The 25,192-nt window shown below is 42.8% G+C and carries 44 protein-coding genes and 1 pseudogene; 33 read left to right on the top strand and 12 right to left on the bottom strand.

All coding sequences use genetic code 11. From position 1 onward, the window contains the following. Positions 1 to 217 precede the first annotated feature (217 nt). The 20 genes and pseudogenes from HCR01_RS33610 to HCR01_RS33520 all read left to right on the top strand — a co-directional run bounded on the left by HCR01_RS33610 (position 218) and on the right by HCR01_RS33520 (position 10,924). Positions 218 to 880, top strand: a complete 663-nt coding sequence (locus tag HCR01_RS33610) for a hypothetical protein (protein WP_193200279.1) — start codon at positions 218 to 220, stop codon at positions 878 to 880. After that, complete coding sequence (locus tag HCR01_RS33605) at positions 870 to 1,112, top strand: hypothetical protein (RefSeq protein ID WP_226889891.1); 243 nt, start codon at positions 870 to 872, stop codon at positions 1,110 to 1,112. Before HCR01_RS33610 ends, HCR01_RS33605 begins: the two co-directional genes overlap by 11 nt. Positions 1,113 to 1,178: 66 nt before the next feature. Further along, positions 1,179 to 1,556: a DUF6876 family protein gene (locus HCR01_RS33600; RefSeq protein WP_193200277.1), complete on the top strand. Its 378-nt coding sequence runs from the start codon at positions 1,179 to 1,181 to the stop codon at positions 1,554 to 1,556. A gap of 71 nt (positions 1,557 to 1,627) precedes the next feature. Next, positions 1,628 to 2,530, top strand: a complete 903-nt coding sequence (locus HCR01_RS33595; protein WP_193200276.1) for a hypothetical protein — start codon at positions 1,628 to 1,630, stop codon at positions 2,528 to 2,530. Positions 2,531 to 2,667: 137 nt separating this feature from the next. Beyond that, on the top strand, positions 2,668 to 3,222 hold the full coding sequence (locus HCR01_RS33590; RefSeq protein ID WP_193200275.1) for a hypothetical protein: 555 nt from the start codon (positions 2,668 to 2,670) through the stop codon (positions 3,220 to 3,222). 127 nt (positions 3,223 to 3,349) lie between these two features. Further along, entirely contained in the window at positions 3,350 to 3,517 is a 168-nt protein-coding gene (locus HCR01_RS33585) for a hypothetical protein (RefSeq protein WP_193200274.1), read from the top strand. After that, the gene (locus HCR01_RS33580; protein ID WP_191761233.1) at positions 3,517 to 3,693 is read left to right on the top strand and encodes a hypothetical protein; all 177 of its coding nucleotides are present in this window, start codon (positions 3,517 to 3,519) and stop codon (positions 3,691 to 3,693) included. Before HCR01_RS33585 ends, HCR01_RS33580 begins: the two co-directional genes overlap by 1 nt. Positions 3,694 to 3,695: 2 nt before the next feature. Next, the gene (locus HCR01_RS33575) at positions 3,696 to 3,986 is read left to right on the top strand and encodes a hypothetical protein (RefSeq protein WP_193200273.1); all 291 of its coding nucleotides are present in this window, start codon (positions 3,696 to 3,698) and stop codon (positions 3,984 to 3,986) included. Between the two features lie 255 nt (positions 3,987 to 4,241). Further along, complete coding sequence (locus HCR01_RS33570) at positions 4,242 to 4,535, top strand: hypothetical protein (RefSeq protein ID WP_193200272.1); 294 nt, start codon at positions 4,242 to 4,244, stop codon at positions 4,533 to 4,535. 28 nt (positions 4,536 to 4,563) lie between these two features. Beyond that, a complete protein-coding gene (locus HCR01_RS33565; protein WP_193200271.1) occupies positions 4,564 to 4,833 on the top strand; it encodes a hypothetical protein in 270 nt (89 codons plus the stop codon). A 3-nt stretch (positions 4,834 to 4,836) separates the two neighbouring features. Then, positions 4,837 to 5,025 carry a hypothetical protein gene (locus tag HCR01_RS33560; protein WP_193200270.1) on the top strand — a complete coding sequence of 63 codons (189 nt, stop codon included), beginning with the start codon at positions 4,837 to 4,839 and terminating at the stop codon, positions 5,023 to 5,025. A 123-nt stretch (positions 5,026 to 5,148) separates the two neighbouring features. After that, positions 5,149 to 6,222: pseudogene (locus HCR01_RS33555) on the top strand (hypothetical protein). A 117-nt stretch (positions 6,223 to 6,339) separates the two neighbouring features. Continuing rightward, positions 6,340 to 6,789 carry a DUF1257 domain-containing protein gene (locus HCR01_RS33550; RefSeq protein WP_193200269.1) on the top strand — a complete coding sequence of 150 codons (450 nt, stop codon included), beginning with the start codon at positions 6,340 to 6,342 and terminating at the stop codon, positions 6,787 to 6,789. 3 nt (positions 6,790 to 6,792) lie between these two features. Then, positions 6,793 to 7,002 carry a DUF2997 domain-containing protein gene (locus HCR01_RS33545; protein WP_193200268.1) on the top strand — a complete coding sequence of 70 codons (210 nt, stop codon included), beginning with the start codon at positions 6,793 to 6,795 and terminating at the stop codon, positions 7,000 to 7,002. 94 nt (positions 7,003 to 7,096) lie between these two features. Continuing rightward, complete coding sequence (locus HCR01_RS33540) at positions 7,097 to 8,722, top strand: AAA family ATPase (RefSeq protein WP_193200267.1); 1,626 nt, start codon at positions 7,097 to 7,099, stop codon at positions 8,720 to 8,722. A gap of 81 nt (positions 8,723 to 8,803) precedes the next feature. Further along, positions 8,804 to 9,085 carry a hypothetical protein gene (locus tag HCR01_RS33535; protein WP_226889889.1) on the top strand — a complete coding sequence of 94 codons (282 nt, stop codon included), beginning with the start codon at positions 8,804 to 8,806 and terminating at the stop codon, positions 9,083 to 9,085. A 78-nt stretch (positions 9,086 to 9,163) separates the two neighbouring features. Continuing rightward, on the top strand, positions 9,164 to 9,280 hold the full coding sequence (locus HCR01_RS40595; protein ID WP_320073235.1) for a WGR domain-containing protein: 117 nt from the start codon (positions 9,164 to 9,166) through the stop codon (positions 9,278 to 9,280). A gap of 120 nt (positions 9,281 to 9,400) precedes the next feature. Beyond that, entirely contained in the window at positions 9,401 to 9,721 is a 321-nt protein-coding gene (locus tag HCR01_RS40590; protein ID WP_320073234.1) for a hypothetical protein, read from the top strand. 66 nt (positions 9,722 to 9,787) lie between these two features. Continuing rightward, complete coding sequence (locus HCR01_RS33525) at positions 9,788 to 10,129, top strand: hypothetical protein (protein WP_193200266.1); 342 nt, start codon at positions 9,788 to 9,790, stop codon at positions 10,127 to 10,129. Positions 10,130 to 10,204: 75 nt separating this feature from the next. Continuing rightward, positions 10,205 to 10,924, top strand: a complete 720-nt coding sequence (locus HCR01_RS33520; protein ID WP_193200265.1) for a DUF2786 domain-containing protein — start codon at positions 10,205 to 10,207, stop codon at positions 10,922 to 10,924. Positions 10,925 to 10,968: 44 nt separating this feature from the next. Here the strand turns inward: HCR01_RS33520 and HCR01_RS33515 are convergent, their stop codons facing one another. The 4 genes from HCR01_RS33515 to HCR01_RS33500 form a co-directional block, all read right to left on the bottom strand. Next, entirely contained in the window at positions 10,969 to 11,379 is a 411-nt protein-coding gene (locus HCR01_RS33515) for a hypothetical protein (protein WP_193200264.1), read from the bottom strand. A 67-nt stretch (positions 11,380 to 11,446) separates the two neighbouring features. Further along, positions 11,447 to 11,620, bottom strand: a complete 174-nt coding sequence (locus HCR01_RS33510; RefSeq protein ID WP_193200263.1) for a hypothetical protein — start codon at positions 11,618 to 11,620, stop codon at positions 11,447 to 11,449. Between the two features lie 292 nt (positions 11,621 to 11,912). Beyond that, a complete protein-coding gene (locus tag HCR01_RS33505) occupies positions 11,913 to 12,071 on the bottom strand; it encodes a hypothetical protein (protein ID WP_193200280.1) in 159 nt (52 codons plus the stop codon). A gap of 196 nt (positions 12,072 to 12,267) precedes the next feature. Next, positions 12,268 to 12,873, bottom strand: a complete 606-nt coding sequence (locus HCR01_RS33500) for a PEP-CTERM sorting domain-containing protein (RefSeq protein WP_193200262.1) — start codon at positions 12,871 to 12,873, stop codon at positions 12,268 to 12,270. Positions 12,874 to 13,115: 242 nt separating this feature from the next. Between HCR01_RS33500 and HCR01_RS39430 the strand changes: the two genes are divergently transcribed. Then, on the top strand, positions 13,116 to 13,334 hold the full coding sequence (locus HCR01_RS39430; protein WP_226889887.1) for a hypothetical protein: 219 nt from the start codon (positions 13,116 to 13,118) through the stop codon (positions 13,332 to 13,334). Beyond that, on the top strand, positions 13,297 to 13,566 hold the full coding sequence (locus HCR01_RS39425) for a hypothetical protein (RefSeq protein WP_226889885.1): 270 nt from the start codon (positions 13,297 to 13,299) through the stop codon (positions 13,564 to 13,566). Before HCR01_RS39430 ends, HCR01_RS39425 begins: the two co-directional genes overlap by 38 nt. A gap of 36 nt (positions 13,567 to 13,602) precedes the next feature. On the opposite strand, the gene HCR01_RS33490 is transcribed toward HCR01_RS39425, so the two are convergent. From HCR01_RS33490 to HCR01_RS39410, 7 genes are all read right to left on the bottom strand, one after another. After that, a complete protein-coding gene (locus HCR01_RS33490; protein WP_226889883.1) occupies positions 13,603 to 13,758 on the bottom strand; it encodes a hypothetical protein in 156 nt (51 codons plus the stop codon). Between the two features lie 153 nt (positions 13,759 to 13,911). Next, positions 13,912 to 14,358, bottom strand: a complete 447-nt coding sequence (locus HCR01_RS33485; protein ID WP_193200261.1) for a hypothetical protein — start codon at positions 14,356 to 14,358, stop codon at positions 13,912 to 13,914. Positions 14,359 to 14,623: 265 nt separating this feature from the next. Beyond that, positions 14,624 to 15,184, bottom strand: coding sequence for a hypothetical protein (locus HCR01_RS39420; RefSeq protein ID WP_320073233.1), 561 nt, complete (start codon positions 15,182 to 15,184; stop codon positions 14,624 to 14,626). A 161-nt stretch (positions 15,185 to 15,345) separates the two neighbouring features. Then, the gene (locus HCR01_RS39415; protein ID WP_226889881.1) at positions 15,346 to 15,939 is read right to left on the bottom strand and encodes a hypothetical protein; all 594 of its coding nucleotides are present in this window, start codon (positions 15,937 to 15,939) and stop codon (positions 15,346 to 15,348) included. Positions 15,940 to 16,034: 95 nt separating this feature from the next. Further along, positions 16,035 to 17,717 carry a hypothetical protein gene (locus HCR01_RS33475; protein WP_193200260.1) on the bottom strand — a complete coding sequence of 561 codons (1,683 nt, stop codon included), beginning with the start codon at positions 17,715 to 17,717 and terminating at the stop codon, positions 16,035 to 16,037. Between the two features lie 209 nt (positions 17,718 to 17,926). Next, positions 17,927 to 18,190, bottom strand: a complete 264-nt coding sequence (locus HCR01_RS33470) for a hypothetical protein (RefSeq protein ID WP_193200259.1) — start codon at positions 18,188 to 18,190, stop codon at positions 17,927 to 17,929. 573 nt (positions 18,191 to 18,763) lie between these two features. Continuing rightward, the gene (locus tag HCR01_RS39410) at positions 18,764 to 19,024 is read right to left on the bottom strand and encodes a hypothetical protein (protein ID WP_226889879.1); all 261 of its coding nucleotides are present in this window, start codon (positions 19,022 to 19,024) and stop codon (positions 18,764 to 18,766) included. Here HCR01_RS39410 and HCR01_RS39405 point away from each other — a divergent pair. Together HCR01_RS39405 and HCR01_RS33460 are read left to right on the top strand one after the other, a co-directional pair. Then, positions 19,016 to 19,351 (top strand): hypothetical protein, encoded by a 336-nt coding sequence (locus tag HCR01_RS39405; protein ID WP_226889877.1) that lies wholly within the window; start codon positions 19,016 to 19,018, stop codon positions 19,349 to 19,351. The genes HCR01_RS39410 and HCR01_RS39405 overlap by 9 nt on opposite strands. A 74-nt stretch (positions 19,352 to 19,425) precedes the next feature. Next, positions 19,426 to 19,860: a hypothetical protein gene (locus HCR01_RS33460; protein ID WP_193200258.1), complete on the top strand. Its 435-nt coding sequence runs from the start codon at positions 19,426 to 19,428 to the stop codon at positions 19,858 to 19,860. 2 nt (positions 19,861 to 19,862) lie between these two features. Here the strand turns inward: HCR01_RS33460 and HCR01_RS33455 are convergent, their stop codons facing one another. Then, on the bottom strand, positions 19,863 to 20,636 hold the full coding sequence (locus HCR01_RS33455; protein ID WP_193200257.1) for an Rpn family recombination-promoting nuclease/putative transposase: 774 nt from the start codon (positions 20,634 to 20,636) through the stop codon (positions 19,863 to 19,865). A 234-nt stretch (positions 20,637 to 20,870) separates the two neighbouring features. Between HCR01_RS33455 and HCR01_RS33450 the strand changes: the two genes are divergently transcribed. The 9 genes from HCR01_RS33450 to HCR01_RS33415 form a co-directional block, all read left to right on the top strand. Next, positions 20,871 to 21,059: a hypothetical protein gene (locus tag HCR01_RS33450; RefSeq protein ID WP_226889875.1), complete on the top strand. Its 189-nt coding sequence runs from the start codon at positions 20,871 to 20,873 to the stop codon at positions 21,057 to 21,059. Further along, on the top strand, positions 21,059 to 22,015 hold the full coding sequence (locus HCR01_RS33445; protein ID WP_226889873.1) for a hypothetical protein: 957 nt from the start codon (positions 21,059 to 21,061) through the stop codon (positions 22,013 to 22,015). The genes HCR01_RS33450 and HCR01_RS33445 overlap by 1 nt, the downstream gene beginning before the upstream one ends. A 90-nt stretch (positions 22,016 to 22,105) precedes the next feature. Further along, positions 22,106 to 22,453: a hypothetical protein gene (locus tag HCR01_RS39400; RefSeq protein WP_226889871.1), complete on the top strand. Its 348-nt coding sequence runs from the start codon at positions 22,106 to 22,108 to the stop codon at positions 22,451 to 22,453. Continuing rightward, positions 22,431 to 22,799, top strand: coding sequence for a hypothetical protein (locus HCR01_RS39395; protein WP_226889870.1), 369 nt, complete (start codon positions 22,431 to 22,433; stop codon positions 22,797 to 22,799). The genes HCR01_RS39400 and HCR01_RS39395 overlap by 23 nt, the downstream gene beginning before the upstream one ends. 154 nt (positions 22,800 to 22,953) lie before the next feature. Beyond that, complete coding sequence (locus tag HCR01_RS33435; RefSeq protein ID WP_193200256.1) at positions 22,954 to 23,232, top strand: hypothetical protein; 279 nt, start codon at positions 22,954 to 22,956, stop codon at positions 23,230 to 23,232. After that, positions 23,222 to 23,572, top strand: coding sequence for a hypothetical protein (locus HCR01_RS33430; protein WP_193200255.1), 351 nt, complete (start codon positions 23,222 to 23,224; stop codon positions 23,570 to 23,572). The genes HCR01_RS33435 and HCR01_RS33430 overlap by 11 nt, the downstream gene beginning before the upstream one ends. Before the next feature lie 14 nt (positions 23,573 to 23,586). Next, positions 23,587 to 23,820 (top strand): hypothetical protein, encoded by a 234-nt coding sequence (locus HCR01_RS33425; RefSeq protein ID WP_193200254.1) that lies wholly within the window; start codon positions 23,587 to 23,589, stop codon positions 23,818 to 23,820. Beyond that, positions 23,813 to 24,007: a hypothetical protein gene (locus HCR01_RS33420; protein ID WP_193200253.1), complete on the top strand. Its 195-nt coding sequence runs from the start codon at positions 23,813 to 23,815 to the stop codon at positions 24,005 to 24,007. Before HCR01_RS33425 ends, HCR01_RS33420 begins: the two co-directional genes overlap by 8 nt. A gap of 104 nt (positions 24,008 to 24,111) precedes the next feature. Beyond that, positions 24,112 to 25,192, top strand: a 1,081-nt coding sequence (locus tag HCR01_RS33415; protein ID WP_193200252.1) for a hypothetical protein, incomplete at its 3' end; no start/stop codon positions are given.

Genomic DNA, 25,192 nt, shown 5'->3' with positions numbered 1-25,192 from the left:
TGGTTGCGAAAAACTTCAATCTTTCGAGAATTAAGGCGATTGCTACTCCAAGAGTACGCGATCGCCTTTTCAATGGATACCACATGGCTGCACAGAAGATAGTAATAACTAACATCTTCTCTAGAGCCTAGTGCTGTCTAGTGTTTTAGCTATTAGCTAATATGCTTTACCCTGGAATACTTTTATAAGGCTGCGCCAAATCTGGTTTGAGAATGTTGTGGCTGACCACAACGTCATTTCACGCCAATTAAAAGGCGATCGCCCACCTGGAAAGTATGCGATCGCCTTTATTCCTATTACGGAGAATTTAATTATGCCACAAACGATAGCAACTGTAACCCCTTGCGTCAAACCAGTTGAAGAATTGACATCAGTCGAAATCAGCTTTTACGATCATGAGATTTACTGCGGCACACAACTGATTGCCACTATCAGCTACGACGATGACCTAACGCAACCTTGGGTGGTTATGGTCAATGATGAAGAAATCCATCGCGCGAACACTTTCAAAAGATGCCACAGCTACATCACATGGCATTACCAGCGCGGAACACTGCCTGTACAAGAAGAAACCCCAGCCGCTACAACAGGCAACAAAATCATGGTTCAGATTGCTGACGAATGCGAACAGTACGGTTTTGAAATCCTGGACGATGGTATCTACCACCAAGACGTGAAGCTTGGTGAAGTGGGCTGTACAAACGGCAGATGGTGGGTAATTCGGGCTTCGTCAGAACATCAACAAAAAGTCCCGTGTGACTCTGCGGCTGATGCGGTGTGGTCGTTGTCGGCGGAGGCTAGTGGAGTATCAGCCAGAGTCGCAAAGTCGGGAGTTAGTAGCGGCGTAATTGTTCGGATGCAAGAAACCAGTGAGCGATGACAGTTTCCGCAAGAGCGCTGTTTTGTTTAACCAAACAGGTGAAATCATGAAACTTAGCTACGACCAAGACACAAAAAGTTTTGTGATCTCTGAACTAGGACGCATTCTTGACTTGGATATCGATTCAGATGCTCTAGCTACGAGGTATGGATTTGTCGCTTCCTCGACAAATGAAGAAATGACGGACGAATCAGCGCAAGAGATGGTCGATGATTTCTTGAAGTGCGAGTAGTCAACTACAGTAGCTATCTAATGCTACGCCAATGTGACGTTGAAGTTACAAATAGGAATTGCAAACATGACAAATACAACCGCAAAAACTGCCGAAGAATTGATTGCAGACTTAGAGCAATTCACAGGTTCAGGAGTTGTTTACAGGCATTGGTTGGGTGTTCTGCGTTACTCGGAAGGTGTAAAGTATTTGGCTGAATCAACGCAATGTTATTGGTTGCTGGATGCAATTGGTTCTTACCAACAGCAGCTTCAGTCAAATCCCCAGTTGAAAGACTTTCAGGTGTGGCGTTTGATAGTTCACGGGAAAGCAGCAACGTTAATTTGTGAAGAAGATTCAGAGAAAGAGGTGCTACGGCAGCGGATTGCTTATACTGACTTTCCCTTGCCTGAAATCACGTTGTATCTAGCGCAAAAGGTGTTGATGCTGCCGAGCGAGTATTAATAATAAAAGGTGGGTTTTAATACCCACCACGCCTGAAGTAATCAAATACAGTAGGCTGTCGCACTCCAAAAATGATCCAACAACCTCATGATAAATTTGCTAAACAACTTTTAGAGGAGTTACTGGCTCCTTTAGGCGAAGTAAAAATTAATAAGGAAGTAACGGATGCAGCAAGATTTGTTGATGTGTTGTTTTCACCTTCCCCCCAGTCCCAAGCTCCAAATCTAGGATTGTTGGGCAGAATTGCTCTATTAAATACAACGCTACTAGAACCATTTAGCAATCAACCCAGTAGAACGGAAGTAAGGAACTGTTTTCTGAAGCTGTTCACGGTGATAGCAGATTCGCAACGCAAAGCCAAGCGAGAACAGACAAGCATACTAGAAGAGAGTTTAGCGCGTTTGTGGATCATATCGCCCAGTGCTAGTAAAGCTCTGTTGGCGGATTTAGAGGTTAAACTAGACTTAGAAAATTGGCCAAATGGAGTTTACTTTTTTCAGAAATGTTTCAGAGCAGCGCTCATAGCGGTTGATCAGCTACCAGTTACACAAGAAACATTGTGGCTAAGGATTTTGGGTAGAGGAGAAACGCAACGCCAAGCTGTTGCACAATTGTTGACACTCCCAGAAGGCAACCAATTAAGACAAAATACTCTCAAACTAATTACTAATTGGCGGATAGTTGTAGTTCAACAACAAGAAAATTTAACAGAAGATGAGCAGGAATTAATCATGAACTTGTCACAAGCTTACCAACAATGGGAAGAAACCACAATACAGCAGGGAATACAGCAAGAACGCCGTCAAGTTGTGGAAAACTTGTTGAGATTCCGGTTCGGTTCTGTAGATGAGGAATTAACGGGAGTGGTCGATAGTTTGTTGCAGTTGCCACCAGATGACTTTGCCAGAGTTTTACTAGAATTACCTACTTTATCTCGTGAAGATTTGCTAGCAAGATTTAATTCACATCAATAATCTGTACAGGGCAAATAATGAGTAATAAAAAGCGCTTTTGTGAAATCAAGAGCGCTGTTTTATTGGCTCTACGCTTCATATATCACAATTAAACGGCTGCGCCAATGCGAAAGTGAAAATGCTTTTGGTACAAACAAATGACCCCTCAAGAAACATCGGATTTACTTGCTGCTTTGATGCGCCAAGAGGAACTACTCAAGCAGTTGGTCGCTTCAATCAATAAACCAAAACTAGGATTGCACTCTGAAGCTGGCAGTTGCAAAATCTACTGCAATCGCCACAACGGTTTTCTTTGGTACACGCTCAATAATGGTGAACCAAGTGCTGTTGCTGCGACTGTTCTGACTGGATATCTGCGAGAATTGCGATTCGAGAAGTGCGAGCGGCGGGGCAAGGAAGTACACAAGCTGCTAGCTACAATTCAGGCTGACCGAACATACATCCTAGAATCCGGGCACGATACTCAGTTTGCCAAAGGGTTATTAGCAGCCATTGCCAGTTTGACTCCACAACAGCTTTATTCACCCATAACCCTACAACCGCAACCAGGGACAGATGATAGCGTTTTGTTCTGTAGGGTGTGGGTTGGGGCTGAATTCATCATGACATCCTACGGTGAAGAAACGAACTGGCGAGAAACCAGTAAACAAGCTTTGGCAGTTACGAAAGCGGCGGCTTCTATGGTGTTTTAGTCGGTTATGAATAAGGCTTGAGCGACTGATATTTAGTGTTGCTTAAGTCTTATGAAGCAGCTTATTATGCTGTCATTCCAATTACTCACAAATAATCAAATAACTAAAGCAATTGTTCAACTAAACTATGTCTGAAGAAATCATTGACCAAACAATTATTTCTGTGTCTCGTGTTTTAAACAAGCTGGCTCAACGCAGCGAGAACAATCAGTATGATGAAGATGTCGATAAAGCTTACGAATTAGTCAGCGAATTAAAAGACCAATTGTTGAAATTACGAAAGAAAAAACAGTAATGACCAAACTTAGTTTTAATTCTAAAACCCCAAAAATCATTGTTTCAGATTTGGGACGCATCATTAATTGTGATTCAGATTTTGATGCAATCGCTATTAGACACGAATTTATTAGCGATGACGATAAAGATCAAGCGCAAGAAGTTAATTCAGCTAATCAAAGCGAGGGGAAATAATCATGCAATCCACAGCCATAATGCCACGTACATGGAAGCAACCTCTTTTTGCTATAGGGCAGCGCACCCAACAGGGGAGAATTATTGGTATTAACTATTCAACTCAAAAGCAGAGCGAAGGTTGGTACTACACAATATTAATTAATGAAAGCTCTGGGCAAGTAGTACATCTGCCAGAAACTCAGGTTCGTCTACTTTCAAAACAAGAGATAGAAGCAAAAATATTAGCCGAAATCGACTTGCATCTGGCACGATTAACAATTCTCCAACAAGAATTAGATGCAGATTTATAAATTCGCACTCCCTTTGGCACAGTGAGCGCACCTCTTTCTCAAACACCTCGTTCATCTAGTGGTACGTCCAGATTATCTCAACCAAAGAAAAAGGTTAGCGCTTAAAGCTTGGACATCGTACTTACTAGAAAAATGCGGAAACTTCGCTTACTAGAGGTTTCCGCACCCCAAACTATAACCAAAGGTGAAAGTCATTATCGCACATTGCATCGCTACGCTTCCAAGTGATGAATTATTTAAATGAGGACAGTTTAAATGAGCAAAATACAACAGCATCAACAAGCTTGGGATACGTTGATGTCTCTCAACAAACGACATTATGTTTCGACTGGTTTTTATGCACTTGGAGACGCTTATTTAATCAGTGGTAAAGACCCAAAACACAAGAATATCATTGTCCTCGTAGAACATCGGCAAAAAACGCAGATTAATCATTGGGATTATCAGTGTAAAAAATCTGAATGCCCTCAACCAACAATTACAACTAACGGTGACGATGGGAACGGGAATTTGAAACGAAAAGCCTTGTCGCTCAAAGTCTACAGTTAGTTCTTTCTCTTCAATAAGGATAACAAAAATGGAACTAAACTCTGTTTACGATCCCAAATTACTTAATCCAACAAAAGTGTACCAAATTGATGGAGCTTTTTATAAATATTTCCACTCTTCAGGTAGTAATACTCATCCAAAATATGTGTTTGGTCATTTACCAATACCAGGGCAAAAACAGAAATTAAACTTGGTACTGAATCGAGATAAATTAATGATTCGCTGTTCGGAAGTTGTAGGAATGACTTGCAATACTACCGCCACTAAAGATTGCTCCGAGCAACTTCAATTGTTTTGAGTTATGTCAATACACAAACCACCCATCATTAAACGACCCATCAAGTTACAAAACAATGGTTCGACCAAGATAGTTTATCGAGTTATTAGGAACGTTCAGCAACTCAAGAATAGTTCCGAGTTGGGATCTGTAACTCTTAAAGGACAATCCTACATGGTTCGCAATCAAGGTGTTTATTGGGTCGTTGTTTGATTGTTACTTTTAGGTAATCAAAAGGTGTTCACACTGTTATTCGTGTGAGCGCCTTTGATTATATTGCCCTACAAGAACGCTGCGCTCTGATGAAATTGAAAATTAGTAGTGAGTTAACTGAACATGGTACAAGCGATCGCTTCTGCCCAAACTGAAACTTTTCTCCAAAATGCTACAATCGAACGATTGAACTTCTCAAAACTCAATAGAACCCGCATTCGCTTCCGTATTCAACTGAAAAATAGTACTAAAAGTGCTGCTCCCAAATGGGCAGATGTCTTAAAATCTGAAACATCTGAAGTAGAATCTGACCTAATTAAAGTTACTAATTCCGAAGTCGGATTGCGGGGTGTTAAAGTATTCAAAAAGCTGGATGAAGCTGCTGCTCAATTACGTCAAGAAATCTCATCTGTACAAGAGTGGATGTCTCCTGATACTGGCGATTGGATCTGTCCGATTGACTTAGCACCACTTGTGTGGAACCAACTAATCAATATTAGAGACAATGTAGCTCCTGCTCTCCGCAATCAATTGAAACTTGACTATGAAACTGGATTAATTGATTATCAAGAGCGGATTGACAAATTCCTCTCATTGAATGCCTGGGAACTTTCACTAGATAAGCAGGAGTCAGTCAAAGCCAACTTGTTAAAAGCTTTCCCCACCCTTACAGACTTAGAAGATTATCTACAAGTAATCATCGGTCGTCCGGTGATTATCCCGGCACTGTCCGAACAATTTAACCAGCAGCAAGCTGAGTGCCTAGACCAGATTACCAAGTTCATTCAACAATATGACCAAAATCTAGAGTAGCGGTTAAGAGAATCGGCTCTCGCTGGTGGTGAACAACTCGCCGCGCAGTTGCTTGAAGAGTTGGCTGATTGGGAACCGGGGCGTAAACCTGTACAGTTCAAAAAGAAGATGGAACGACATCTGATGAAAGTTCAGGTGTTGCTGGCGAATGCTGACTCCCAAGCTGGTAGCAGCTTGGAGGCGATGATGACGCATCTTGACTCGATTGTGAATGATCCGGCAATTGAGTCTAAGAATTTGGGTAGTGATGGGCGTAGTCAATTGCAACAAAAGATGAACGATATCCGCGCCAAGCTGTTGGACGAACAACGTAACCTTCAACAGCTAGCAACTGGTGAGGTTGGACTGGCGAAAGCTACGGTCAACGCGTTTAGGTTCAGGTAAAAAATGGTCAAGGGCGAGGGTGCATCGCCTTTGACTTAGATAATCACCGAAATTAAAAGTGTAATACCCACATTAACAGTTCACAGGATTACATCTATAAAATCATTGAGGTTAATTATGTCTCATTTCTCAAAGGTAACAACCAAACTCACCAACCGTGAATGTTTAGTACAAGCCCTCACTCTACTGAACCTCTCGCCCCAAGTTCATGAAAAAGCACGGCCATTAAAAGGTTATTACGGTAGCTCCCAAGGGCAGAGCGCTGAAATTATAGTCCGTGGTAGCACTATAAAAGCCCGTGCAGACATCGGCTTTAAGTGGAATCAAGTCAGTCAAGTCTATGACGTGATACACGATAGCTATGAAACAAACCCTCGGCTAGGAAAGGATTTCTTCACTCACTCGTTGATGCTGGCTTATGGACAACGAATGGTACGTGCCAAAGCTCATGAGCTACAAGAGCAGTTTGGGGAATGTGCGATTACTGAATCAACCAATGGCACTGTACAAACCCTACGCCTTACCTTCAGTGGACATCAGCAAGTACAACAAACAGCACGGAGATAACAGATGGAACGCGCAATACTTATACACTTTGATCAAGTTACGGGGGAAGTGAAAGTAGAGGCTGAAGGTTTTAATGGGCTGTCTTGCCTGGAAGCAACCCAACCGTTTGAATCCGCGTTAGGTGTGGTTGACGAGAGCGAACGTACATACAAAGAAGAGTCAGCCCCGCAAATTCGTAATACTACTACCCATCAGCAGTACCAACGTCAGTAATTAGTAATGAGTAGTCAGTTAAAAGTACTAACTGACTACTGTTTCGGAATATGAGCTGCGCCAAAGCATAAATAAAGTAATTGAATAACTCCCAATGAAACTCTCAAATCTTCTCTCTACACTCGATTCACAAATCCCGATCGCTGCTGTTGATGTGTTGTCACCCGATGAAGCGACCATTATTCAATGGCTAACTACTGAGGCTCACAATAGGCTCAACAGTCCGGTATTCTTCTGGAACTTGGGCGTGTCCAGTCTCGAACAGTGCTTGATTGCGTCGGATGGTGGCTTAATGTTTAAGCCAGTGCCAGAGTATAAAAGACCTCCACAGGCTGACCCACTAATCTTTGTATTTGAGTATATTCAGAGTTTCGATGGTGTTGGTGTGTTTATCCTGGGCAATGTTCAACCGTTTGTTGGTAAGAACTCACCGCAGTTATCTTGGGAGATACTCACACGGACAAAAAACCTCTATCACCGACTCAAGCCTACAGAAAAACGCATCATCTTTCTGGGTCAAAACATCGAATTGCACGATTCTTTGGTGCGCCTCATTCCCTACTGCGAAGTCCCACTTCCTGCTATTGCTCAAATTCAGGAGCATTTGTACTCCTACCTGAACTACTTGTCAGAATCTGCCACTGAACAAGACGTACCATTTCGTGTATTGCTAAATACCGAAGAAAGAGAATCTCTAGCACGGGCAGCGCTGGGCTTGACTCTCGAAGAAATCAGTGATTTCTTGCGGCTAACGGTCAAAGAGCGTTTGAGTAGCAATGGTATTACTATTGATCGCACTGTCACACCATTAGTTATCGAGTACAAAACCCGGCTGCTCTCTCAGATGGGCATCGAATTGGGTAAGCCTGCGAATATCCCCTTCGGCGGGTTAGATTTACTGCGTGAGTGGCTCAATCGTCGGCGGCGACTGTTCACACAAGAGGCGCGATCGCTACATCTGCCACAACCAAAAGGTGTGCTACTGGCTGGGCCGCCCGGAACAGGTAAAACTTTACTTGCCAAAAACATCGCCAATATCCTCAATCTGCCACTACTACAACTTGATATCGCCTCGATGCTAGGTTCACTAGTTGGTGAATCTGAGGGCAATATTCGCAGAGCTTTGAAAACAGCCGAAGCCATCGCACCCTGCGTCTTGTGGGTGGACGAAATCGAGAAAGCCTTGTCTGGACAGGGCGATAGCTCTGGAGTTTCCCAACGCATTCTGGGTAATCTGCTTACATTCATGAGTGAGTGTACTGCTGGTGTGTTCGTTGTCGCAACTTGCAACGACCCATCGGCGCTACCTTCTGAACTGAAACGCAAAGGCAGATTTGATGAAAACTTCTTCGTGGATTTACCATCTGAGCCAGAACGCTGCCAGATTCTCAAGATTCACCTGGAGCGATTTGGCATTGCGGTGGAAGACGAGTATTTAGAGGCAATCGCAGCTAATACTGCGAAGTTTTCAGGGGCAGAACTGGAAACGCTAGCGGCAGAAGCGGCATTGCTGGCATTTGATGAGGGGCGACCACAGCAGGTGACGTTAGGGGATTTGATGCAGTGCTGTGAGAATATCACACCGCTTGCAATCCAGGATGCAGCTTCAGTAGAGCGAATGCAAGCATGGGCTGCTACCGCACGACGGGCAAGTAGTTCTGTTGTCACCGCAGCCAAACAAACTTCTCTCAGGACTGCCAAGTTTCGCAATATGAACTGATAAAGAAAAGTGGTCGTCTAAGAAAGGCGATCGCAATTCTATTTAACAGCAATTATTTACAACAAAAAGGAATTGAATGCAATGGCAACAGACTTAGTTACTTACTACGGTCAAACAAGCCGAATCGACCAACTTGTTGATAAGTACGGTGCATGTTTAGAGCAATTGAACAGAGAGACGAAACTTTTATTTCGTATAACTTTATCAACTTATATATTCATGCAGGAAGAACAAACTCCTGGCGAATATTCGTTGAAGACAGCATTAGAAGACGCGCTGTGTGAGTTGGTAATTTACGATAGCATACGCAAGATTTATATGATTTTGTTCTCAATTAAATGGGCTAACAATAGACGAAGCTGAAACCCTACTTGAAGCACTACAACACCAAATTCGATAGGGCAATGCCCAGAAGTTAGCGAGTTGATTGGGTTCAAAAGCATGTCCATTTACTTAGTTTTTGTTGGTGCTATCCAGAACAGCAATAAATTCTGGTCTGCCAAAGTCGAAGACAATAATCTTATTGTTGAATGGGGCAGAGTCGGTGACAAGACTTAAACTAAAGTTCATAAATGTAGCTCGCGCTCTGCTGCTGTTAAAAAGTTTCACAATCTCGTCACTGAGAAAAAATCCAAGGGTTACATCGAAAGCCAATCAGAGATAGATAGTGTTCACGGTATGAATGTAATCAGACGGGCGATACAACTGCTTAATGTTTTGCGCCCTTATGTAGCAAACGGAAATTTTGATCATCGCTACATTCAAGCTCTTAATGAATATCTGCAAATCGTTCCTACACCTTTAGGGATGCAGATAGACCCATACATTATTTACCGCAGTGTAAATGATGTTGATTATCAAAAAGAGCTGCTCAATTCTTTGTTAACCACTTCTACACCACAACCTGCTGCCGTGGCTGTTGCTCATATTCCAGAATCAACTGTAGAGAAAGTGGTTAGCCTCAAGACCATCAGTAAGAACTTTTGGCGGCATTTGTAAACGAATTACCACCAAACTGATTAAAAACTTTGGTGGTAAATATGCAGTATTATCAAGTAGTACAAAATGAAACAACCCTGCAAAGATTGCCCATTTACAAAATGTGTAAAATATACGCTTTCCCCTGAAAAAGCAGCCGATATTCTCAACGGAATTACGCACGATAAAGCCTTTCACTGTCACAATACAGTAGATTATTCTGATTCCTTAAAAGGTCGAATCACTTCTGATTCCAAATTGTGTTTTGGTGCAGTTCTGTTTTTAGAGAATACTGTTCGTGGCGGTTGTCTCTCAAACGTGATGTTCCGTTTTGGGTTGATGCAGAAAGAGTTTAATATTGATGATTTACGCCAGGACGAGAGTGTATATCAGAGCTTTGAGGAATTTTTGAAAGGAGTTAGTTATTAATGATTAACTTGGTTATTCTAATAAAGGATAGCCAAGTTAATCAAATATAATTCATTTATTATTTTGAGTTAAATTATGCAGACATACTATCCCCAGGATATAGAGAAGATTGCCGAGAAAATCAAAAAGCTATTCTTCCTTTCTCAGTCTCCTAATGAATCGGAGGCACTTGCCGCTTTCTCTAAAGCTCAAGAATTACTAACTCGCCACAATTTATCGATGGCAGACTTAGTTGATTCCACACCCCAAGAAGTAGAAGAACAAATCATTAGTGAATCTCAAAGGTCAAGCTCGTGGAAGGGAATATTGCTTAGTGCAGTTTCCAAAGCCAACTACTGCCTTTGTTTCAATCGCAAAGACCGTCACGGAATCCAGCAAATAATTCTGGGGCGACCTGTTAATACCCAGTCTGCCCGGATGCAGTTTGAGTACTTGGTTCAAACAATTGACCGTCTAGCAAAACAGGTGGACGGCGATCGCACTTTTAAAAATGCTTTCAAACTGGGTGCTGCTCACCGACTTTATGCACGAATCCTTGAAGTTATGGAGAAACAAAAGCGTGAAGGGATGGCAGCTTCCGACAATTCAGCAGCGATCTCAGCCATCGTTATGCGCTCCCTATACGAAAAACTAGATGCAGAATTGAGAGCATATTCGGAAAAACTGAATCTGACAACTCGCAATCAAAGGGCTACTTGCAGATCAACAGACGGATTTATTGCTGGACAATCAGCAGGAAATAAAGTTTCGCTCAACAAGCAGGTTGCTGGGCAAAACCAACGTTATCTGCCATAAGTGTTTAGAAGCACTACATAGATTTAGGTGTTTTAGCTTGGTGATTACTTTGTAACAGGTGTACCGTTTAAAGTCATCATAGGATCGCGATCGCAAAGACTAATATCAGCTTTCCAACGGGAAGGGAATTTAGGATCAATGAAAGTGACTTTAAATCTGCCCCAATGATAAGTAGGTTTACCATCTGCCCCTTCTCTATAGGTATCGCAACGTACCGATGAAGACTTTTGCACCCAATAGCCATTGTATGAACCTCGGTCATTAAACACTCCTGCCAAACCATCAATGAAGATTACTCCATCGCGACCATAGCGCCACACAGCAGTTTTATTGCGATCTTCTTGATAAACCACTTTATATTCTTCCGTTGTCCAAACCTCATCTGCTAGAGCTTTTTGAGGCGCAGCAGTGCAAATCAATAAGATTAAGGTCAAGAAAACAGGGTTCTTTTTCATAAAATTGACTTTGCTCAATTTAAAAATTGGTATAAATTACTAGGTTAATTTTCTCACAGTTGTATCCCTACTCTTCCCAATGAACCAATACCCCATCCACACACGCAATCCCCCACTGCGGAAACTTCGCCAACAATTTCCTAATAACAATCTGCAAAGCGAGGTCATCATTCCAACATTCCGCAAGAAACTCAAAGCCTGGATTTTCGCGTAATTGTTCCGTCAGTTTAAGTTTCTGCATCCGCCCTGGTCGCGCCTTCGACCGTGCTGCGCTGGCGGAACGCCCACCGTAGGTGATCGCTTCGGCGGTAAACAATGCCTCACTCGACCATTTTTCATCATTTGGGGCAGGTCGCTACAGGTAAGGTGGAACTTTAGTCAATGTTATCCGCCTTGACTTCCACACGAGAAACCGAATTTTCAGCCGTTAACGTTCGCGCAGCGTCTCGTAGAGAAGCGGAAAAGATGGGTGTTTTTGTGTAGACTTAACACTTTGGCAAAGTCCTAACACTATAGGATAGGATACCGCCGCATCATCTCCCGCATCTCCACCGCTTCATCTGACGGCGTGTAAACCCTCCTTCCGACATCGCTAGCACAATCCTTTCTTTCCTAGCCCACTCGAACCAAGCAATGGTATCAGATACTACTTGTGCAACCTCTGGTTTTCTACCTTCTTTAGAGGCTGTCACAAATACAGCCTCCGGTGACTTAACCCCTTTCCAAATACGGAGAGCCTCTTTAAGATAAGCGATCACCCCCTGTACATTTTCCCAACAACGCTTGACTGTGCGCTGAATTTCTGAATTCAGTCGAAATTGTAGGGTGTATTATTGTGGTTTAGTAAATCAAAGAGTATTCAATGTTCATGAGTTTTAGTTGATAGTTTTAAGAAGCTTTTTTGAATTTGTTGGCAGTGAATTTAAATGACTGCTTACGTTTAAGTGCTGAAGTTGTGCCGAGAGTACCGAGGGCAAGTAAGCTAAGGATAGAAGTGGGTTCAGGGACACTGATTATAGTTGCAGAAAAATTAATGGGTAATTCACTATCTTCTGTCCCCAAATTTTCAAAACCTGGTGTCAATGGTGGCGCAGAAAAAACCTCTAAATAACTAGGTGTCGGCAAGAAACTAGCAAAAAAAGGACTCGCAAAGTTTCCTCCTGATGTGGAATAACCAAAACCATCACCCGTTAACTGTTGACTACTAAGACTAATTAAATTATCCACATTAAAAGGTTCGTTTCCTGGGATTGGAGTTCCTGCGGGTTGTAAACCAGTAATTGTTTCACCATTACGTGTACCAGTAATTCCAGAAATTAAGTAATAACCCAATTCATCAGGGGTGTCATTAGTGGTGAAAGTTCCGTTCGCCTCTATACCAGTACCAGAATAATTCCAGTTCCAATCTAAAGCAGAGGCGGTTTGCATTGTTCCAAAAACTAAGCCAAACGTGGTAGTAAGGGCTGTAGCAGATAGTAGAACTAAATTTTTCATGGGGTCGTTAGTATGTAGATGCTCCCGCAGCTTGTCCTAGACATCGCAAATCTTGTAGAGAGTTTCCGTTTCAATTATTCTAAATTAATACAACAACATTATATTCATGCAACAACATTACTTTTAACAAAATATTCGGAACAAATAACTGTTGGATCAGCTTCTGCCAGCGACTTTGCCTGCAAACGATTAAAAAATTAAACTATAAGAAGTTGGAAATAACTGTTTAAAGGTGAATTAGTGTGTGGTTTTGGTCACAAAACTCAGTTGAGTACGAGATATTCAAGCAATATGAACGAGCATTGGTAGCCATTGGCATAGACTTTTCCCTTGAAGAAGTTCAAATGGCTTTAGAAGCTTGCACTTACGGACTAGAGGATGCCTTAAGAAGCACGATTGACTATGTGCTGTGGCTACAAAAGAATGAAAAGTCGTTTTTTCCGAACGCAATGCGTGATTAGTGCCGTGCGTGAGCAATGGAAGCCAAAAGTATGGCGTGATGAGTACCTGGAACTGCCACTGTTGCAATTGGCAGAACAAAGGTGGTGGAATGCCGCAGTTTCCAAATGGGGGTACGATGTACGTAATCGGCTAGTTGCTGATGTGTTTTATTGCCTTTGGAGTGGGAACGAGTGCTGGAGTATGCCAGTAGTTGAAAGTGATCGCTGGAATGGTTGCCGTAGGCATCGTTAATCATTCGGTTTAATCAGCAGCATCTACCGCAACAATTTACCACTGTACGCCTTTCCAAGTTCGGAGTGCTTCTTTGAGATAAGCGATCGCTATCGCCCCTGGTACATTTTCCCAACAACGCTTAACCGTGCATTGAATCTCTGCGTTTAGCCGAAACTGTGGAGTACAGGGTATTTGTCGTAACTGTTGCAATACTTCCTGTACTTTCTATTGGCTGGACTGAATAGACTTTCTTATAGACTTAGAGACGGAATAATCCTCATCAAAGCTATCTTCATCTGTTTCAGTGAAATAGCGTTGTTTTCTTTTTAGGTAGGTTAGGATGTTTAAACAGATACAGTATTATTATAGATTTTTTTGAATCTTACGTTTCAAACTAATTTCTAAGTAACTATCGTCATCTCCAATATGAAATTCATCAAGCTTCATTCCCAACCGTTCAACAGCTAAGTCGAATGCTTTCTTATTTGATGAATTAATACGAACTGAGCTAGTCTTCCCTTTCACCATAATTTCAATGTTTTTTGTTAATCCATCAGCTTTAGCATTGACTTTTTTTATTCTCTGCTCCTCACTTACTGGAATGCTATGTGATGGATTAAGTGATTCAGATTGATTTTGCTTTTTAGTTTGGCTATAAATCTGTGGCTTCAATTGGATCTTAGAATTCTCTTGAACAGTCTCAGACTTATATATAAATCCACTTATACAACTACCACACATGAAGTCTCCATCATCATAAATACCATCAAATAAATCAAACTCTATTCCACAATAGTCACAGTTTGGCATAACTTTTAATCTCAAACTTATTTCACGTTCTAATCGTAACTCAGTTTATTATGTAGTGCATTCGTAACCAGTTATTTGTTGCGCTTACCAGATCAAAAGCTTGGGTAAGCTTAAGTGGTGTAGGTGAATATCCAATGTGCGAAGAGATGCGACAAGCAATAAAAAATGGAAACACTTCACCTTCAATTATAAAAAACCTCTTGGACAAGTTATGGGTGAGGAAATATAGACATAGTGTTCAGAGAAGGTTTTGCCGCTCTCCTAACTAGTCTTCCCAATCCACCAACACACCATCCACAATCGCAATCCCCCACTGCGGAAACTTCGCTAGCAATTTCTTGATCAAAATCTGCAAAGCCGGATCGTCATTCCAGCATTGTTGGAGGAAGTCAAAACCAGGATTTTCCCCAACCAGAGAAGCCATCTTCAGTTTCTCCATTCGCAATAGTCTAGCCTTGGATCTAATGGTGATGCCTTCTCTACGAGACGCTCCGCGAACGGCGGTAAACAACGCCTCACTAGATTCTTGCACTTGATAATTGACTACAGATAGATTCCACTGCTTCTCAAACTTGCTGATTGTTGCCCTCATGCTGGCATAATACTTACTATCTAGCAAATATTGAATTACCCACAATGGGGCGCATTCTCCAAGGTTTGCTCTATCCAACCATTCAAATATCTCACTTTGATTTAATGACACGGGCGCGGCGGAATAAGTGCCTTCTCTACGAGACGCTGCGCGAACATGACAGTCTTTCGGCTCAACACTACAAGAGAGGTTTTCAGCCAACAACAAAGCAGATTCACCCTGTACAGCATCCACAAGCGTCAGCGATGTGCAGTCCGTCGCCGTAGGCGATTCTTCAAGTTCTGGTGCGCTTTGAATATCTGGAGGCGATGCGCCCCCAAAAGGCGCAATCGCCGTGTCCTCTCCATGCGAAATTTTGTTTTGCGCGTCAGAACCAACTACCTACCAACAACCAACTAAGGTTGTTGGTAGGTAGTTAACAGGTTGTTAAAAACGTTGTTAGGTTTTTGAAACCCTTGCAAATTCTCACTTTTTTGACCATTCTTTTGGAATAATTCCAAATTAGGCTGGATTTGTTCCACTTTGGGGTGGTTTTTATTCCGTTCGGGGTGGTTTACTTTCTCCCCGGCGTGGACAGCTTTCTCATTACAAGAATTGCTTTCTTCAGACGTGGATGATTCCCAGTAAAAGCGATTGTAATAACCGTGAAGGTTGCGAACACGGTAGCTAATTAGTCCTGGTCTGCCGGAGGGCAAGCGCCCAAACACTTCTTCAAATTGGAATAAGCTTTGGGCAGTCAACGCCGCCCCTGCTTTTTGCAAAGATTTGTAGGTGAGGTTAGTATCGAGTTTATGGGCAGAACCCCCGAATTGTTCAGCCGCCACGCTATCTAACCAAAGCTGCTGCACAGATGGAGGCTGCTGACGAACCCAGTTAATATCCTCAATTGATACTTTGCAATGTGGTCTAATCGATTTGTCCGCGTCAGCAAGTTTCCGCTCGTTTCGCTGTTTGCTGCCACCGTTGATTGCTTTTAACGCTGTAGTCATATTTATATTTCCTCCTAAATTTTTCCATGACAATGTGAGCGACATTGCACCCATGCCGCGTTTAAGTTTTTAGCTATCTCAAAGCGAGTCTTTATTTACTGGTTCTCGTCTTGCCAAAAGCGCAATTCATCTCGGAAATATCTATCAGTCTTTTTCGATTGCTCCTTCCAACAATCCCAGGCAACTAACACTTCTTCGCCCAAATCTTGCACCACCTCGCCTCTCTCGACATACAAAGTGTGGTAAGGGTCAGCATGGGCAACGATAGAGCCGACTTGGATGGTGTCCGGTTCAATAGATGCGTTCTGGAGTGCAGTAATTAACTCTGTTTCCTCACTAGTCAATTCCACCCAATAGTCTGATTTAATTAACTCATACTCTTGCGCCACTGCCCAATAGTCCTGCCACGTACACCCAGGCTGTGCAAGCACCTGCCGAATATCGCTAACCGCTTGGGGCAGCATTTCCAGTTGTTCGGCTCGATAGGCGATCGCTGATTGTGTTGGTTCACTCCCCAGAATTATCGCCGCAGCTTCGAGCGCTTGGGCATTGTTCATAACGCTGGCAAGATTCCCCAAAGCCATGCCCATCAAGCGTAGGCACTCTTGGGCATTCTCTTTTGGGGGTTCCTGGGCCAGTGATCGCAGGTCAATAGTTTCTAAGAGCGTTCGTCTTTGATGTTGCCGCAGGCATCGCTTAACTTCTTTGTTCAACGCTTTGGTTGCTTGCTGGGTCATCGTATTCCCCCACTGTTGCGAGGGACGTTCTTCTACGGCGTGTTCTAATTCTTGGATACGTCGGTGCAATTGTTGATTCTCAATCTCCAACCGCCTTAACCCTTCCATTTCATCCAGCCGTTGCTGTAACTGGATGTTTTCTTCTTTCTGTTGTTTGAACAGCTGTTGCAAGGATGAAAGTTGTTCTTGTACTTGTTCCTCTGCTTTGGCAGTGGCTTCTGTTTGTAGCCCAATTCTCAATTCCTGGGAAAGTCGCTCTAACTCTTGCTGGTGTTGCTCTTTGAGTTGCGCGATCACCTCAGCATACTCTTTGGGGTAAGTTCTTTCCTGACTACATGACACAATTGCGTCATTATTCAAATCAGCATTGTTAACTAGTTCCCTGCTACCATCCTCAAAGGTGACAATCTGCTGCCAGTCGTTCGGGGGGTCTGCTTCAACTCTTCCTGATTCCCCGTGTCTTGAATGAGTTGGTGAAGTAACCGTGACTATGGCAGATTGTGGAACCATTGGTTCTTGAATTTTGGGAACCATTGGTTCCTGAACTTTTTTACGTGGAAGTTGAGGAACCACAATATTTGCCGCAGATGCAAAGTCTGATTCGCTAGGGGAGGAGTTGCCTTCAAGTGCGATCACAACAGCTTGTTTTAGTTTCTCTGGTTCCTTGACTAGCCGTAGCAGTGAACGGGCTTGACGTTCATTTTTGATGTGCTTGCCCAACTCGCCGGATGCGTCAATAACTTTCTTGGCTCCCAAGAGTTGATTGATTCTCCGATATCCACCCCAGGCTGATAATTCAGCTTGGCAGTATTGCTCGAAAGACTTGTAACCAGCTTTGCGGTAAAGTTGTTGCTCCCGCATTTGCATAATTTCGTCTACTGCCTGCCACTCGAACCGGTCTATGGCGGCGAAGGTTTCCTGGATGCTGATGTTGAGATTGCTGTAGTCAAGGGTTGAGTCTTTTTCAAAGATGTAATGGTCAATGGCGGCATTGCCTTGTGTGCGTGAAGCAGAAGGATTTGGTATTGTTTGTGTAGTCATGAACTTACAAGATGGTTCGTGAAACTATCCTCCCCAGCGCGTGCCTCGAAAACAACGCTAGGGAGGTTTATTTTGTCATGACAATTAGGTTAACATAAGACGTACAAAGTAACTACGAAAAATTAAACCCGCCTAATGATTGGCGGGCTTTTCTTTCACACTGTCTAAAATTCGATCGCGCATTTGCCTGAGAGACTCGTTTTCTTCTCTCAGGCGGCTGATTCCCCCAATAGTTGCTGTCTGAGTAACGCAATTTCACCTCCCAATTCCTGCCGAAGTTCTGCTTTAAGTTCTTCTCTTAGTCCTTGTTTTAGCTCCTCTAAGTCATTAGTTCTGGCTAATGCTCCCAAGTAACTATCAATTAAATCTAAAAGTACTTCAGAAGCGTTTTTCCCCTCTTGCTTGACTTTATCCATGAAAGCTTCTTTCTTTTCAGTGCTAATTCGTACCATTATCCGGTTGTCTGCGCTCATATATTATCTTTGCTCACACAATTCACCATCTTCAAGCTATCAATCTCCTTAAGTCATGACAACTGTACTAACAATATAGCCCTGTTACTGTAATTTTTAACCTAAATTTGTCTATACAATTGTGTTGACATTGTACATCAAAACGTATATACTAAATTTAGTTCACAAAAAAGCAAACCGCTCTAAACGCTAAAAGGGTTTGCACTTACCGAACCTTGACAGTTGAATCCAGAGTGACCGCTTGAGAAGTAACCGAGGCACTGGCACAACCAGAGAAGGCGAGGGGTACACAGCCGGGAAATGGATTTGGCACTTAATAAAAATTACCAAGCAGGACGACTGACGCAGTTGAAGCGTTTGAAGCCGTATACGTCGCCTGAGATTATTGCTCTCCTGTTTGGTAATGCTCAAGTGCCACAGGCTTTGAGCCACAAATGCAAAGCTGCGCTTAAACTTTTTGAGAGCGTTGTGCTAAACCACAACGTTATTTGCACACATAGTAAAGGCGACCGCCCACCCTAGGAAAGTTTGCGATCGCCTTTTATCCAAATCAATGGAGATTTTCATTATGACCTAAACAACCTTACACAGCAAGCAATTTCTGATTCTTCTATTGATCAACAAGCCGACTAACTGGAACTCAATAGTCTTCTTGAAGCTCAGGCACAGACTGTAGCACCGATTGCCCCAGCCAAAGGCCCGTTGACCGACCGCGATCGCACCATCATTGCAACCATCGTCAATCAGTCCGATTATCCGCACGATTGCCAGCCGCAGGATGTAGTTACCATCTGAATTAACTCTGACGATATCGTGTGGGTGAAGATGACCCACGGTTTCGCTCGTTTCAACAAAGAACCGTTTAAGGCAGCAGTGGCAGAAGTCAAAGCAAGCCTTCCCGAAACCCCATTGGAACGCAACGAGCGCCTGCATGGAGAATTAGAAGCAGCTTGCAACAAGTTTGAGATTCAAACGGGACAGATTGACTGGCTATCGTTCAGCACCAGACTTTATCGAGATGGACAATGCATTGGATTGGTTGGGTGCAATGCTCAAGGTTTGTGGTATGCCAGACGTGCTCAACTAGGATGCAATCAGTTTGCCCCTACCGCAGAGATAGCGGTGGCATCCTTGGGAGTCAGACTTACAGTCGCGGCTTAGTCTTAAACAGAAAAAGCAAGCGCTTACCCGGATGGAATGCGCTTGCCTACCAATAAGAATCATAAATATTCATCATGGCACAGACTAGAATCATTGCACATGTTCAAGAGCTATCTGACGAGTCCCAAGAGGAAATACTCCTGCCCCCGACAGATCCCAACGCAGAGGTCATGGAAATCCCTGGCTACAAACTGGTATATGTCAACGGAGCTTGTCCCAGAACTTACCGGGTTTATAAATCTGACTCCATGATTGGACTGTTATTCGAGCATATTACTCACTGGTCTAACGCTGTAGACTCTCTTCGCTATGCACAAGCTATAGATGCAGCTGTTAGTCTGAACGATTTTATGAGTTTGACGAAGATATCAAGAGCGATTACACAGCAACAACCAGCAACATTTGAAGAATTGCTGGACAAAGAGTTTGATAGTCTTACTCAGGAAGAATGGGAGCGACTCAAAAAGTATGAGCCACAGACGGAAATCGTAAAAGCGATGGCAGCTTGAACTTATTTCTCAACTGACGGTGGCGGTAATTGTTGCACAACTTCAACGGATAAACTAGTGATGCGTGCAACTACTTCAACTGACATTCCTTCTGCCAGTAAATTGATAGCTATCTCACGCGCTTTCTCTTCGCTGCCTTCTTCCCTGCCTTCGGTTTTAATTTGTTGGTAAATCACTGACTCGCGCATTATGTCCTTCCTGAATAAACGCCCAATCACTTCTTGTTCTAATACTAACCCAGCGAGAATTGCGGCGGCAGCAGCAATATTACTTTGTGTCCGCCGTTCAGCAATTTTATCAACAGCCGCAGCTGCTTGTTGTAGTATACCAACCTGATTATTGGTATCACATAACACCGCAAACGGTAGTAACCCTGTTGTTTTCAAGAATATCTCTGGGGGTTGCTCCCACACACGAATTACTGAAAATTCGTGTCGTAAAGTTTCAGTAGTAAAAGTAGTTTGATACACTTTATCTGATGTAGTTTTATCCAGGTAAATTACGACTTGGTGCATTCGTTTATTGGGGAAACGGCGATACACTCGCAAGCGATAATCAGCCATGCGAAAAGGCATATCTTCATCTGGCTGAGTCTGAAATTCAATATGCAGAACAACTTCGTCTGATTGCAACAATATTAAAGCATCAGCACGAATAGGCTCTAAGGATAACTCTGTAGGACTTAACTTAGTCAAAGTGATTGTTTCTCCTAATAACCAAGTAGCGAAATCAGGAGAATATAGTTCAGCAATAAATTTACAAGTGCTATCAAACATTGCTCATAATTTAATGGAATTAATTTGTGAGACTTTTGATTTTTTGAATCAGTCATAATCGATTATTATAGCTGATAAATCTACTTTTGATCAGGCTTTGCCTAGTAAATAATAGCTCCGCTTTAATTTTTTGAGAGATTTGAAATAACTCGTATGGAAATCAAAATAATCTCTGTAACATATCAAAGAAAATTTAACTTGGGTGACTACTAATCGGTATAAATCGGGTGCTATTTGTGGGGTCAAATCGACCCTAAAGAAGATGCTGACGGAGCGACTCAGTTTTTATTTGAACAGGCGAAAGCCTCTGTTAAAGAAGCCGCTATGCCTTTGATTAAAACATCTAGTTATCAAATGCAAAAAGCACAAAAATATAAACAAACTGCAAAGCAGAATACTCATGATGATTTGGAGAATTTCTAATGGTAACTGAAGTGAAGTTAGGTTTAGGTGAACCACCATACCCTATTTACCTTTATGTAGACAAAGAAGAAGCTAATAATTGTACATATAGTTGGCACCACTACGACCCTAAACAAAAGATAAAAACCCTTGTACCTCAAAAGTCGCTAACAGGATATATCAGTGAGTTGAGGATGACATCTGTAGATTTTAAAGGCAAAGACAACATGAAGTTAGATATTGTTGTCATGGCGGATGAGCTTTACATCGTCAGAAGTGGTATAGAAACTATTTTTACCAAGTCGTTTCTTGTGGCAGCCTTACTTATAGAAGATTTCACTCGTCCTATCACAATTGTTGCTAATCCTGGGGACGAGAAGGTGGTCTTTTGCAGTGTCTTTGATGCCCAAACTCGGAAAAGAATTCGCTACAAATGGGATGCTAATGCTGATTTTGTCAGTATAATTCAAACTATTCAATCAAGGTTGTCTTTTGCTACTAAATATGACCTTGATGAAGAGATTAATCTTCCTATTGTAGAACAACCTACTGAACCAAAATCAAAAGCTGCTCCAGTACATCCGCAGGATGCGCGAGTCAGACAAATCCGCACTCTTTTGGACTACCCACTTGATTTGGTCAAAGAGTGGCTTCAGTTTCAGGACGCGAAAGCGCCTAGCCAACTTCCACAAGCGTCTATTGACGAACTTGTGAAAACCATGTGTCTAGCTTGGGCGGACGATAAAATCGAACGTCGGTTTGCTGAATCTTCATATCAAGAGCAAGTGCTGGGTGCGATCGCTGGTGGGACTAATGAAATAACGGTAATCAAAGCCTGGATGAATTATGTACTGGGGCAGAGAGTTGCTGTGAGTTCTGGTAGTAAAAAGCAAGTTGCTAACCTGCCAGCTTTCGATTGGGATGATCCAAATTATAAGGATTTTCCCGGTCATCCAGATAATTATGGTGATCGCTAAAACTTCAGATTTGAGAAAGGCAGTTTCAAGCTTTCAAACTGTCTTTCTTTTTTCAATTGCCTCATATTTCACAGGTTGGAAAAATTTCTGATGAAGCTACTAATAATAGACACCGAAACCGCAGATACCGAAAATACACCCTGCGAAATCTCCGCTACTCTTTACGAGGTTGGGGAGTATTCGGGAGCGCTCGCCAGTGTTTCAACTTTAATTCCAGTTGAAGCAAATAGCGCCCAGGCGATCAATGGGATTTGCCCTAAACTAACCCAGGCGGCACATCCCATTTATCAGCGATCACTTGCACTTTTTGGGGAAATGTCCGCACTCGCTGATTATGCAGTTGCTTTCAATGCCGAGTTTGATTCGGGCGTGGTTAATCAATTCTTCCCGGATTTGATTACTCAGCCGTGGCTGTGTGCAATGCGGGATTTTAGCTGAGGCTAACCACAGTATTAATTCGCATGGTGGTTACAAACTTACTGATTTAGCCCTCTGGCTGGGTATTGGAATTAGCACTGTCCATCGCGCTGGAGACGATGTACGGTTGTTGGTTGAGTGTTTGAATCGCCACCAAAATTTACCACAGCTAATAAATGATGCGATCATACTAGCTCAATCCCCGATGCTGGAAATCGAAGCTTTGGTCAGCTACGAGGATCGCCACAAAGCGAGTAAGGCTAAGTTTGCTTGGGACGGTGATCGCAAAATTTGGTACAAATCAATCCGCAAGAGCCTTTTAGATGATTTTATTCAGTCGCTTGATTTTGATGTGAGCGTTGTTTGAGCCGGACACAGAGCCACAGCAAGTTTCAGGTAAAAGGAGAAAAGAATGTCTATAGAAAGTCCCAATCTACATAAAGGAAAAAATAACTGGTAAAGAACTTATTCAAGTTACCCAACAAAAGCAGATTGAGTATACAGAGCAAAGAAAAATAATTGTGTATCATCGCCGCATTAAACTTCACAAAAAGCAAAACTTCATCGACCGAACTCTGGAAATAATGATAACTAGCTCATTGATAGTTACCAGCTTTTTAGGAGTAGGAGCATTGGGCTGTTGGGGTTTGGAAATAATCGAGACTAATACCAATTCTACGCTTGTTGGACAAACTTATTGGCAAGCAAAAAAGAATATCTGTTTGGGAGCAATGGTGGTAGGATTTTCGGCGTTTCTAGCCAGCGGAATGTTAGGAGCAATTTTAAGTGATGGTGAATAAATATCTCAATCTTTGTGCAGGAGGACTGAGAGTAGCAACAGCAGTCATCGGAGGCACAATTTTATTTAGAGGGCTTAGCGGGGCGAGTGTCAAAAGTTTTTTGCCTGGTTCCTGCTTTACGCTGGGAGGGGTAGGGATAGCTTCAGCCAGTTTGTATCAATTCAAAGTCGAGTCAGATATCGACAAGATATTATCAGAAAGACGCAAAGCAACGCCAAAAGCTTGTAGGGGTTGCAGGAACTTTCACGGGATTAAATACCAAGGAGTGATGCTGGTTTGTGGAATACATCCGGGTGGCATAGAGAGTGATACTTGCCCAGATTTTGAGAAGTTTAGCTAAAAAGGAGGGCAGAGATGGAAATCATACTAACCACATCTGAAATACGGGCAATTCTCCAGGGATGTCAACAGACTTTGCGGCTCGTTCAAAGTACTACAGAGTATCGACTGATTCAGTCTTCGCCCTACTTTTCAACTACGAATGATGTCTATATTGGCGATGCTGTAAATGTTTTGGGGGAACTGGTAGAGGCGATTGATGAAGTAGAACAGATCACTCAATACAAGGAAGGAATCATAAATGATTGAACCAAAAACGCTTGTCAAAGGAAAACTGTACGAGTTTCGTGGGGCGCAATTGCGTTATCAACACCCGTCTAGTTGTGCTGTGCAAGCCCGATATGTATTCACTAACTCTAAAGGTCAGCGTCGGGAATTGGGAGCGCAGATTATCAGACAGAAACTACACAGTATTGAAGAGTTTGCGGAGAATTAACGAACCCCAAGAAAGCGAATACTCTGCCAATCGGGATATCAACTTAAACATACAAAGGAGCGACAACATGCGGCAATGTTCTGCTAGCAACATCTGAAGCAGAAATGCAACTGGAGACAGCCAAACTGCAAGCCCAAATTCATCAACGACAGTTGGAATTGCAGGCACAGCAAGTACTTAAAAGTGCTAATGGCGAGGTTGTGTCCGTAATTCCCACTATCACAGCAGTAGAATCTGAGTCACCCCAATCACCCAAGATTGAAGGATTAAAGAAGGCAGCGGCAGTTGTCGGACTTCAAACTCAGTGCCTTCGAGTGGATAAAGCGCCGAGCTATGAGAGGTTAATTTTTTCGGTAAAAACAAAGGATTTTAATTCTTTACCTAAACTTAAAGCAGCAACTAAATTGGCGTTAGGGATAAGTGAGAAAATTGATTTACCTTTTTACATTTATGCACCCGAACAAATAGCAGTAGAAGTTCCTTTAAAACCAGAAGACCGCACTTATTACAATTTTCCAGGGCGGCAGTGGACACAGGGCGAAAGATTAATTGTTTTGGGCCAGTCACTAGATGGGGAAGTGGTGATTGATTTGAAGAGTCAGGATACACCCCAAATTCTTTGTGTAGGCACAACTGGTTCAGGCAAGTCGAATTTATTTCGGGCCATCGCCTACTGCCTTTTGATGCAAGGTGCGCGGGTGGATATCTGCGGCGGCAAGGTCAGCGACTACGAAGATTTTGCAGAGCGCTTTCCTAGTATTAGCCTCAATGACATGGGGAAAACATTTGAGTATGTGGGTGAATACTATCTAGAATGCGATCGCCGTAACTCTATGACCAAGGCTGAGTTAGCGCAACAACCAGCTTGGCTTTTGGAGATTGATGAGTATAAAGGGACTGTACCACTGGACGACAATCTACGCAAAACCTACGACCAGCAGTTGTGTGAGGTTGCAAGACGGGGACGTGGGTTAAAAATTCATGTGGCTATTGGATTGCAACGGGGATCTAAGCGCAGTAAAGATGACCCACAAGCATTGCCCCCTGATTTACGCGACAATCTCCCTTGTCGAATTGCTTTTCGCTGCGTTGATGCCACTTCGGGACGCATGATTTTGATGCGTCGGGGTGAGGCAGTCACATCACTCCAAGGTCGCGGCGACGGTATTGTGCAGTCTGGGTTGT

Origin of the sequence: Nostoc sp. MG11, assembly GCF_014904695.1 — a bacterium.
Taxonomy (GTDB): domain Bacteria; phylum Cyanobacteriota; class Cyanobacteriia; order Cyanobacteriales; family Nostocaceae; genus Komarekiella.
Note: the sequence above shows the minus strand (reverse complement) of the source record. Positions and strands in the feature narration are given on the sequence as shown.

What these genes read in the sequence shown, in the direction of transcription:
- HCR01_RS33600 (WP_193200277.1), top strand. Translation starts at nt 1,179, where the DNA reads ATGACAAATACAACCGCAAAAACTGCCGAAGAATTGATTGCAGACTTA.
- HCR01_RS33595 (WP_193200276.1), top strand. Translation starts at nt 1,628, where the DNA reads ATGATCCAACAACCTCATGATAAATTTGCTAAACAACTTTTAGAGGAG.
- HCR01_RS33590 (WP_193200275.1), top strand. Translation starts at nt 2,668, where the DNA reads ATGACCCCTCAAGAAACATCGGATTTACTTGCTGCTTTGATGCGCCAA.
- HCR01_RS33585 (WP_193200274.1), top strand. Translation starts at nt 3,350, where the DNA reads ATGTCTGAAGAAATCATTGACCAAACAATTATTTCTGTGTCTCGTGTT.
- HCR01_RS33580 (WP_191761233.1), top strand. Translation starts at nt 3,517, where the DNA reads ATGACCAAACTTAGTTTTAATTCTAAAACCCCAAAAATCATTGTTTCA.
- HCR01_RS33575 (WP_193200273.1), top strand. Translation starts at nt 3,696, where the DNA reads ATGCAATCCACAGCCATAATGCCACGTACATGGAAGCAACCTCTTTTT.
- HCR01_RS33570 (WP_193200272.1), top strand. Translation starts at nt 4,242, where the DNA reads ATGAGCAAAATACAACAGCATCAACAAGCTTGGGATACGTTGATGTCT.
- HCR01_RS33565 (WP_193200271.1), top strand. Translation starts at nt 4,564, where the DNA reads ATGGAACTAAACTCTGTTTACGATCCCAAATTACTTAATCCAACAAAA.
- HCR01_RS33560 (WP_193200270.1), top strand. Translation starts at nt 4,837, where the DNA reads ATGTCAATACACAAACCACCCATCATTAAACGACCCATCAAGTTACAA.
- HCR01_RS33550 (WP_193200269.1), top strand. Translation starts at nt 6,340, where the DNA reads ATGTCTCATTTCTCAAAGGTAACAACCAAACTCACCAACCGTGAATGT.
- HCR01_RS33545 (WP_193200268.1), top strand. Translation starts at nt 6,793, where the DNA reads ATGGAACGCGCAATACTTATACACTTTGATCAAGTTACGGGGGAAGTG.
- HCR01_RS33540 (WP_193200267.1), top strand. Translation starts at nt 7,097, where the DNA reads ATGAAACTCTCAAATCTTCTCTCTACACTCGATTCACAAATCCCGATC.
- HCR01_RS33535 (WP_226889889.1), top strand. Translation starts at nt 8,804, where the DNA reads ATGGCAACAGACTTAGTTACTTACTACGGTCAAACAAGCCGAATCGAC.
- HCR01_RS40595 (WP_320073235.1), top strand. Translation starts at nt 9,164, where the DNA reads ATGTCCATTTACTTAGTTTTTGTTGGTGCTATCCAGAACAGCAATAAA.
- HCR01_RS40590 (WP_320073234.1), top strand. Translation starts at nt 9,401, where the DNA reads ATGAATGTAATCAGACGGGCGATACAACTGCTTAATGTTTTGCGCCCT.
- HCR01_RS33525 (WP_193200266.1), top strand. Translation starts at nt 9,788, where the DNA reads ATGAAACAACCCTGCAAAGATTGCCCATTTACAAAATGTGTAAAATAT.
- HCR01_RS33520 (WP_193200265.1), top strand. Translation starts at nt 10,205, where the DNA reads ATGCAGACATACTATCCCCAGGATATAGAGAAGATTGCCGAGAAAATC.
- HCR01_RS33515 (WP_193200264.1), bottom strand. Translation starts at nt 11,379, where the DNA reads ATGAAAAAGAACCCTGTTTTCTTGACCTTAATCTTATTGATTTGCACT.
- HCR01_RS33510 (WP_193200263.1), bottom strand. Translation starts at nt 11,620, where the DNA reads ATGCAGAAACTTAAACTGACGGAACAATTACGCGAAAATCCAGGCTTT.
- HCR01_RS33500 (WP_193200262.1), bottom strand. Translation starts at nt 12,873, where the DNA reads ATGAAAAATTTAGTTCTACTATCTGCTACAGCCCTTACTACCACGTTT.
- HCR01_RS39425 (WP_226889885.1), top strand. Translation starts at nt 13,297, where the DNA reads ATGAAAAGTCGTTTTTTCCGAACGCAATGCGTGATTAGTGCCGTGCGT.
- HCR01_RS33485 (WP_193200261.1), bottom strand. Translation starts at nt 14,358, where the DNA reads ATGCCAAACTGTGACTATTGTGGAATAGAGTTTGATTTATTTGATGGT.
- HCR01_RS39415 (WP_226889881.1), bottom strand. Translation starts at nt 15,939, where the DNA reads ATGACTACAGCGTTAAAAGCAATCAACGGTGGCAGCAAACAGCGAAAC.
- HCR01_RS33475 (WP_193200260.1), bottom strand. Translation starts at nt 17,717, where the DNA reads ATGACTACACAAACAATACCAAATCCTTCTGCTTCACGCACACAAGGC.
- HCR01_RS33470 (WP_193200259.1), bottom strand. Translation starts at nt 18,190, where the DNA reads ATGAGCGCAGACAACCGGATAATGGTACGAATTAGCACTGAAAAGAAA.
- HCR01_RS39405 (WP_226889877.1), top strand. Translation starts at nt 19,016, where the DNA reads ATGACCCACGGTTTCGCTCGTTTCAACAAAGAACCGTTTAAGGCAGCA.
- HCR01_RS33460 (WP_193200258.1), top strand. Translation starts at nt 19,426, where the DNA reads ATGGCACAGACTAGAATCATTGCACATGTTCAAGAGCTATCTGACGAG.
- HCR01_RS33455 (WP_193200257.1), bottom strand. Translation starts at nt 20,636, where the DNA reads ATGTTTGATAGCACTTGTAAATTTATTGCTGAACTATATTCTCCTGAT.
- HCR01_RS33445 (WP_226889873.1), top strand. Translation starts at nt 21,059, where the DNA reads ATGGTAACTGAAGTGAAGTTAGGTTTAGGTGAACCACCATACCCTATT.
- HCR01_RS39400 (WP_226889871.1), top strand. Translation starts at nt 22,106, where the DNA reads ATGAAGCTACTAATAATAGACACCGAAACCGCAGATACCGAAAATACA.
- HCR01_RS33430 (WP_193200255.1), top strand. Translation starts at nt 23,222, where the DNA reads ATGGTGAATAAATATCTCAATCTTTGTGCAGGAGGACTGAGAGTAGCA.
- HCR01_RS33425 (WP_193200254.1), top strand. Translation starts at nt 23,587, where the DNA reads ATGGAAATCATACTAACCACATCTGAAATACGGGCAATTCTCCAGGGA.
- HCR01_RS33420 (WP_193200253.1), top strand. Translation starts at nt 23,813, where the DNA reads ATGATTGAACCAAAAACGCTTGTCAAAGGAAAACTGTACGAGTTTCGT.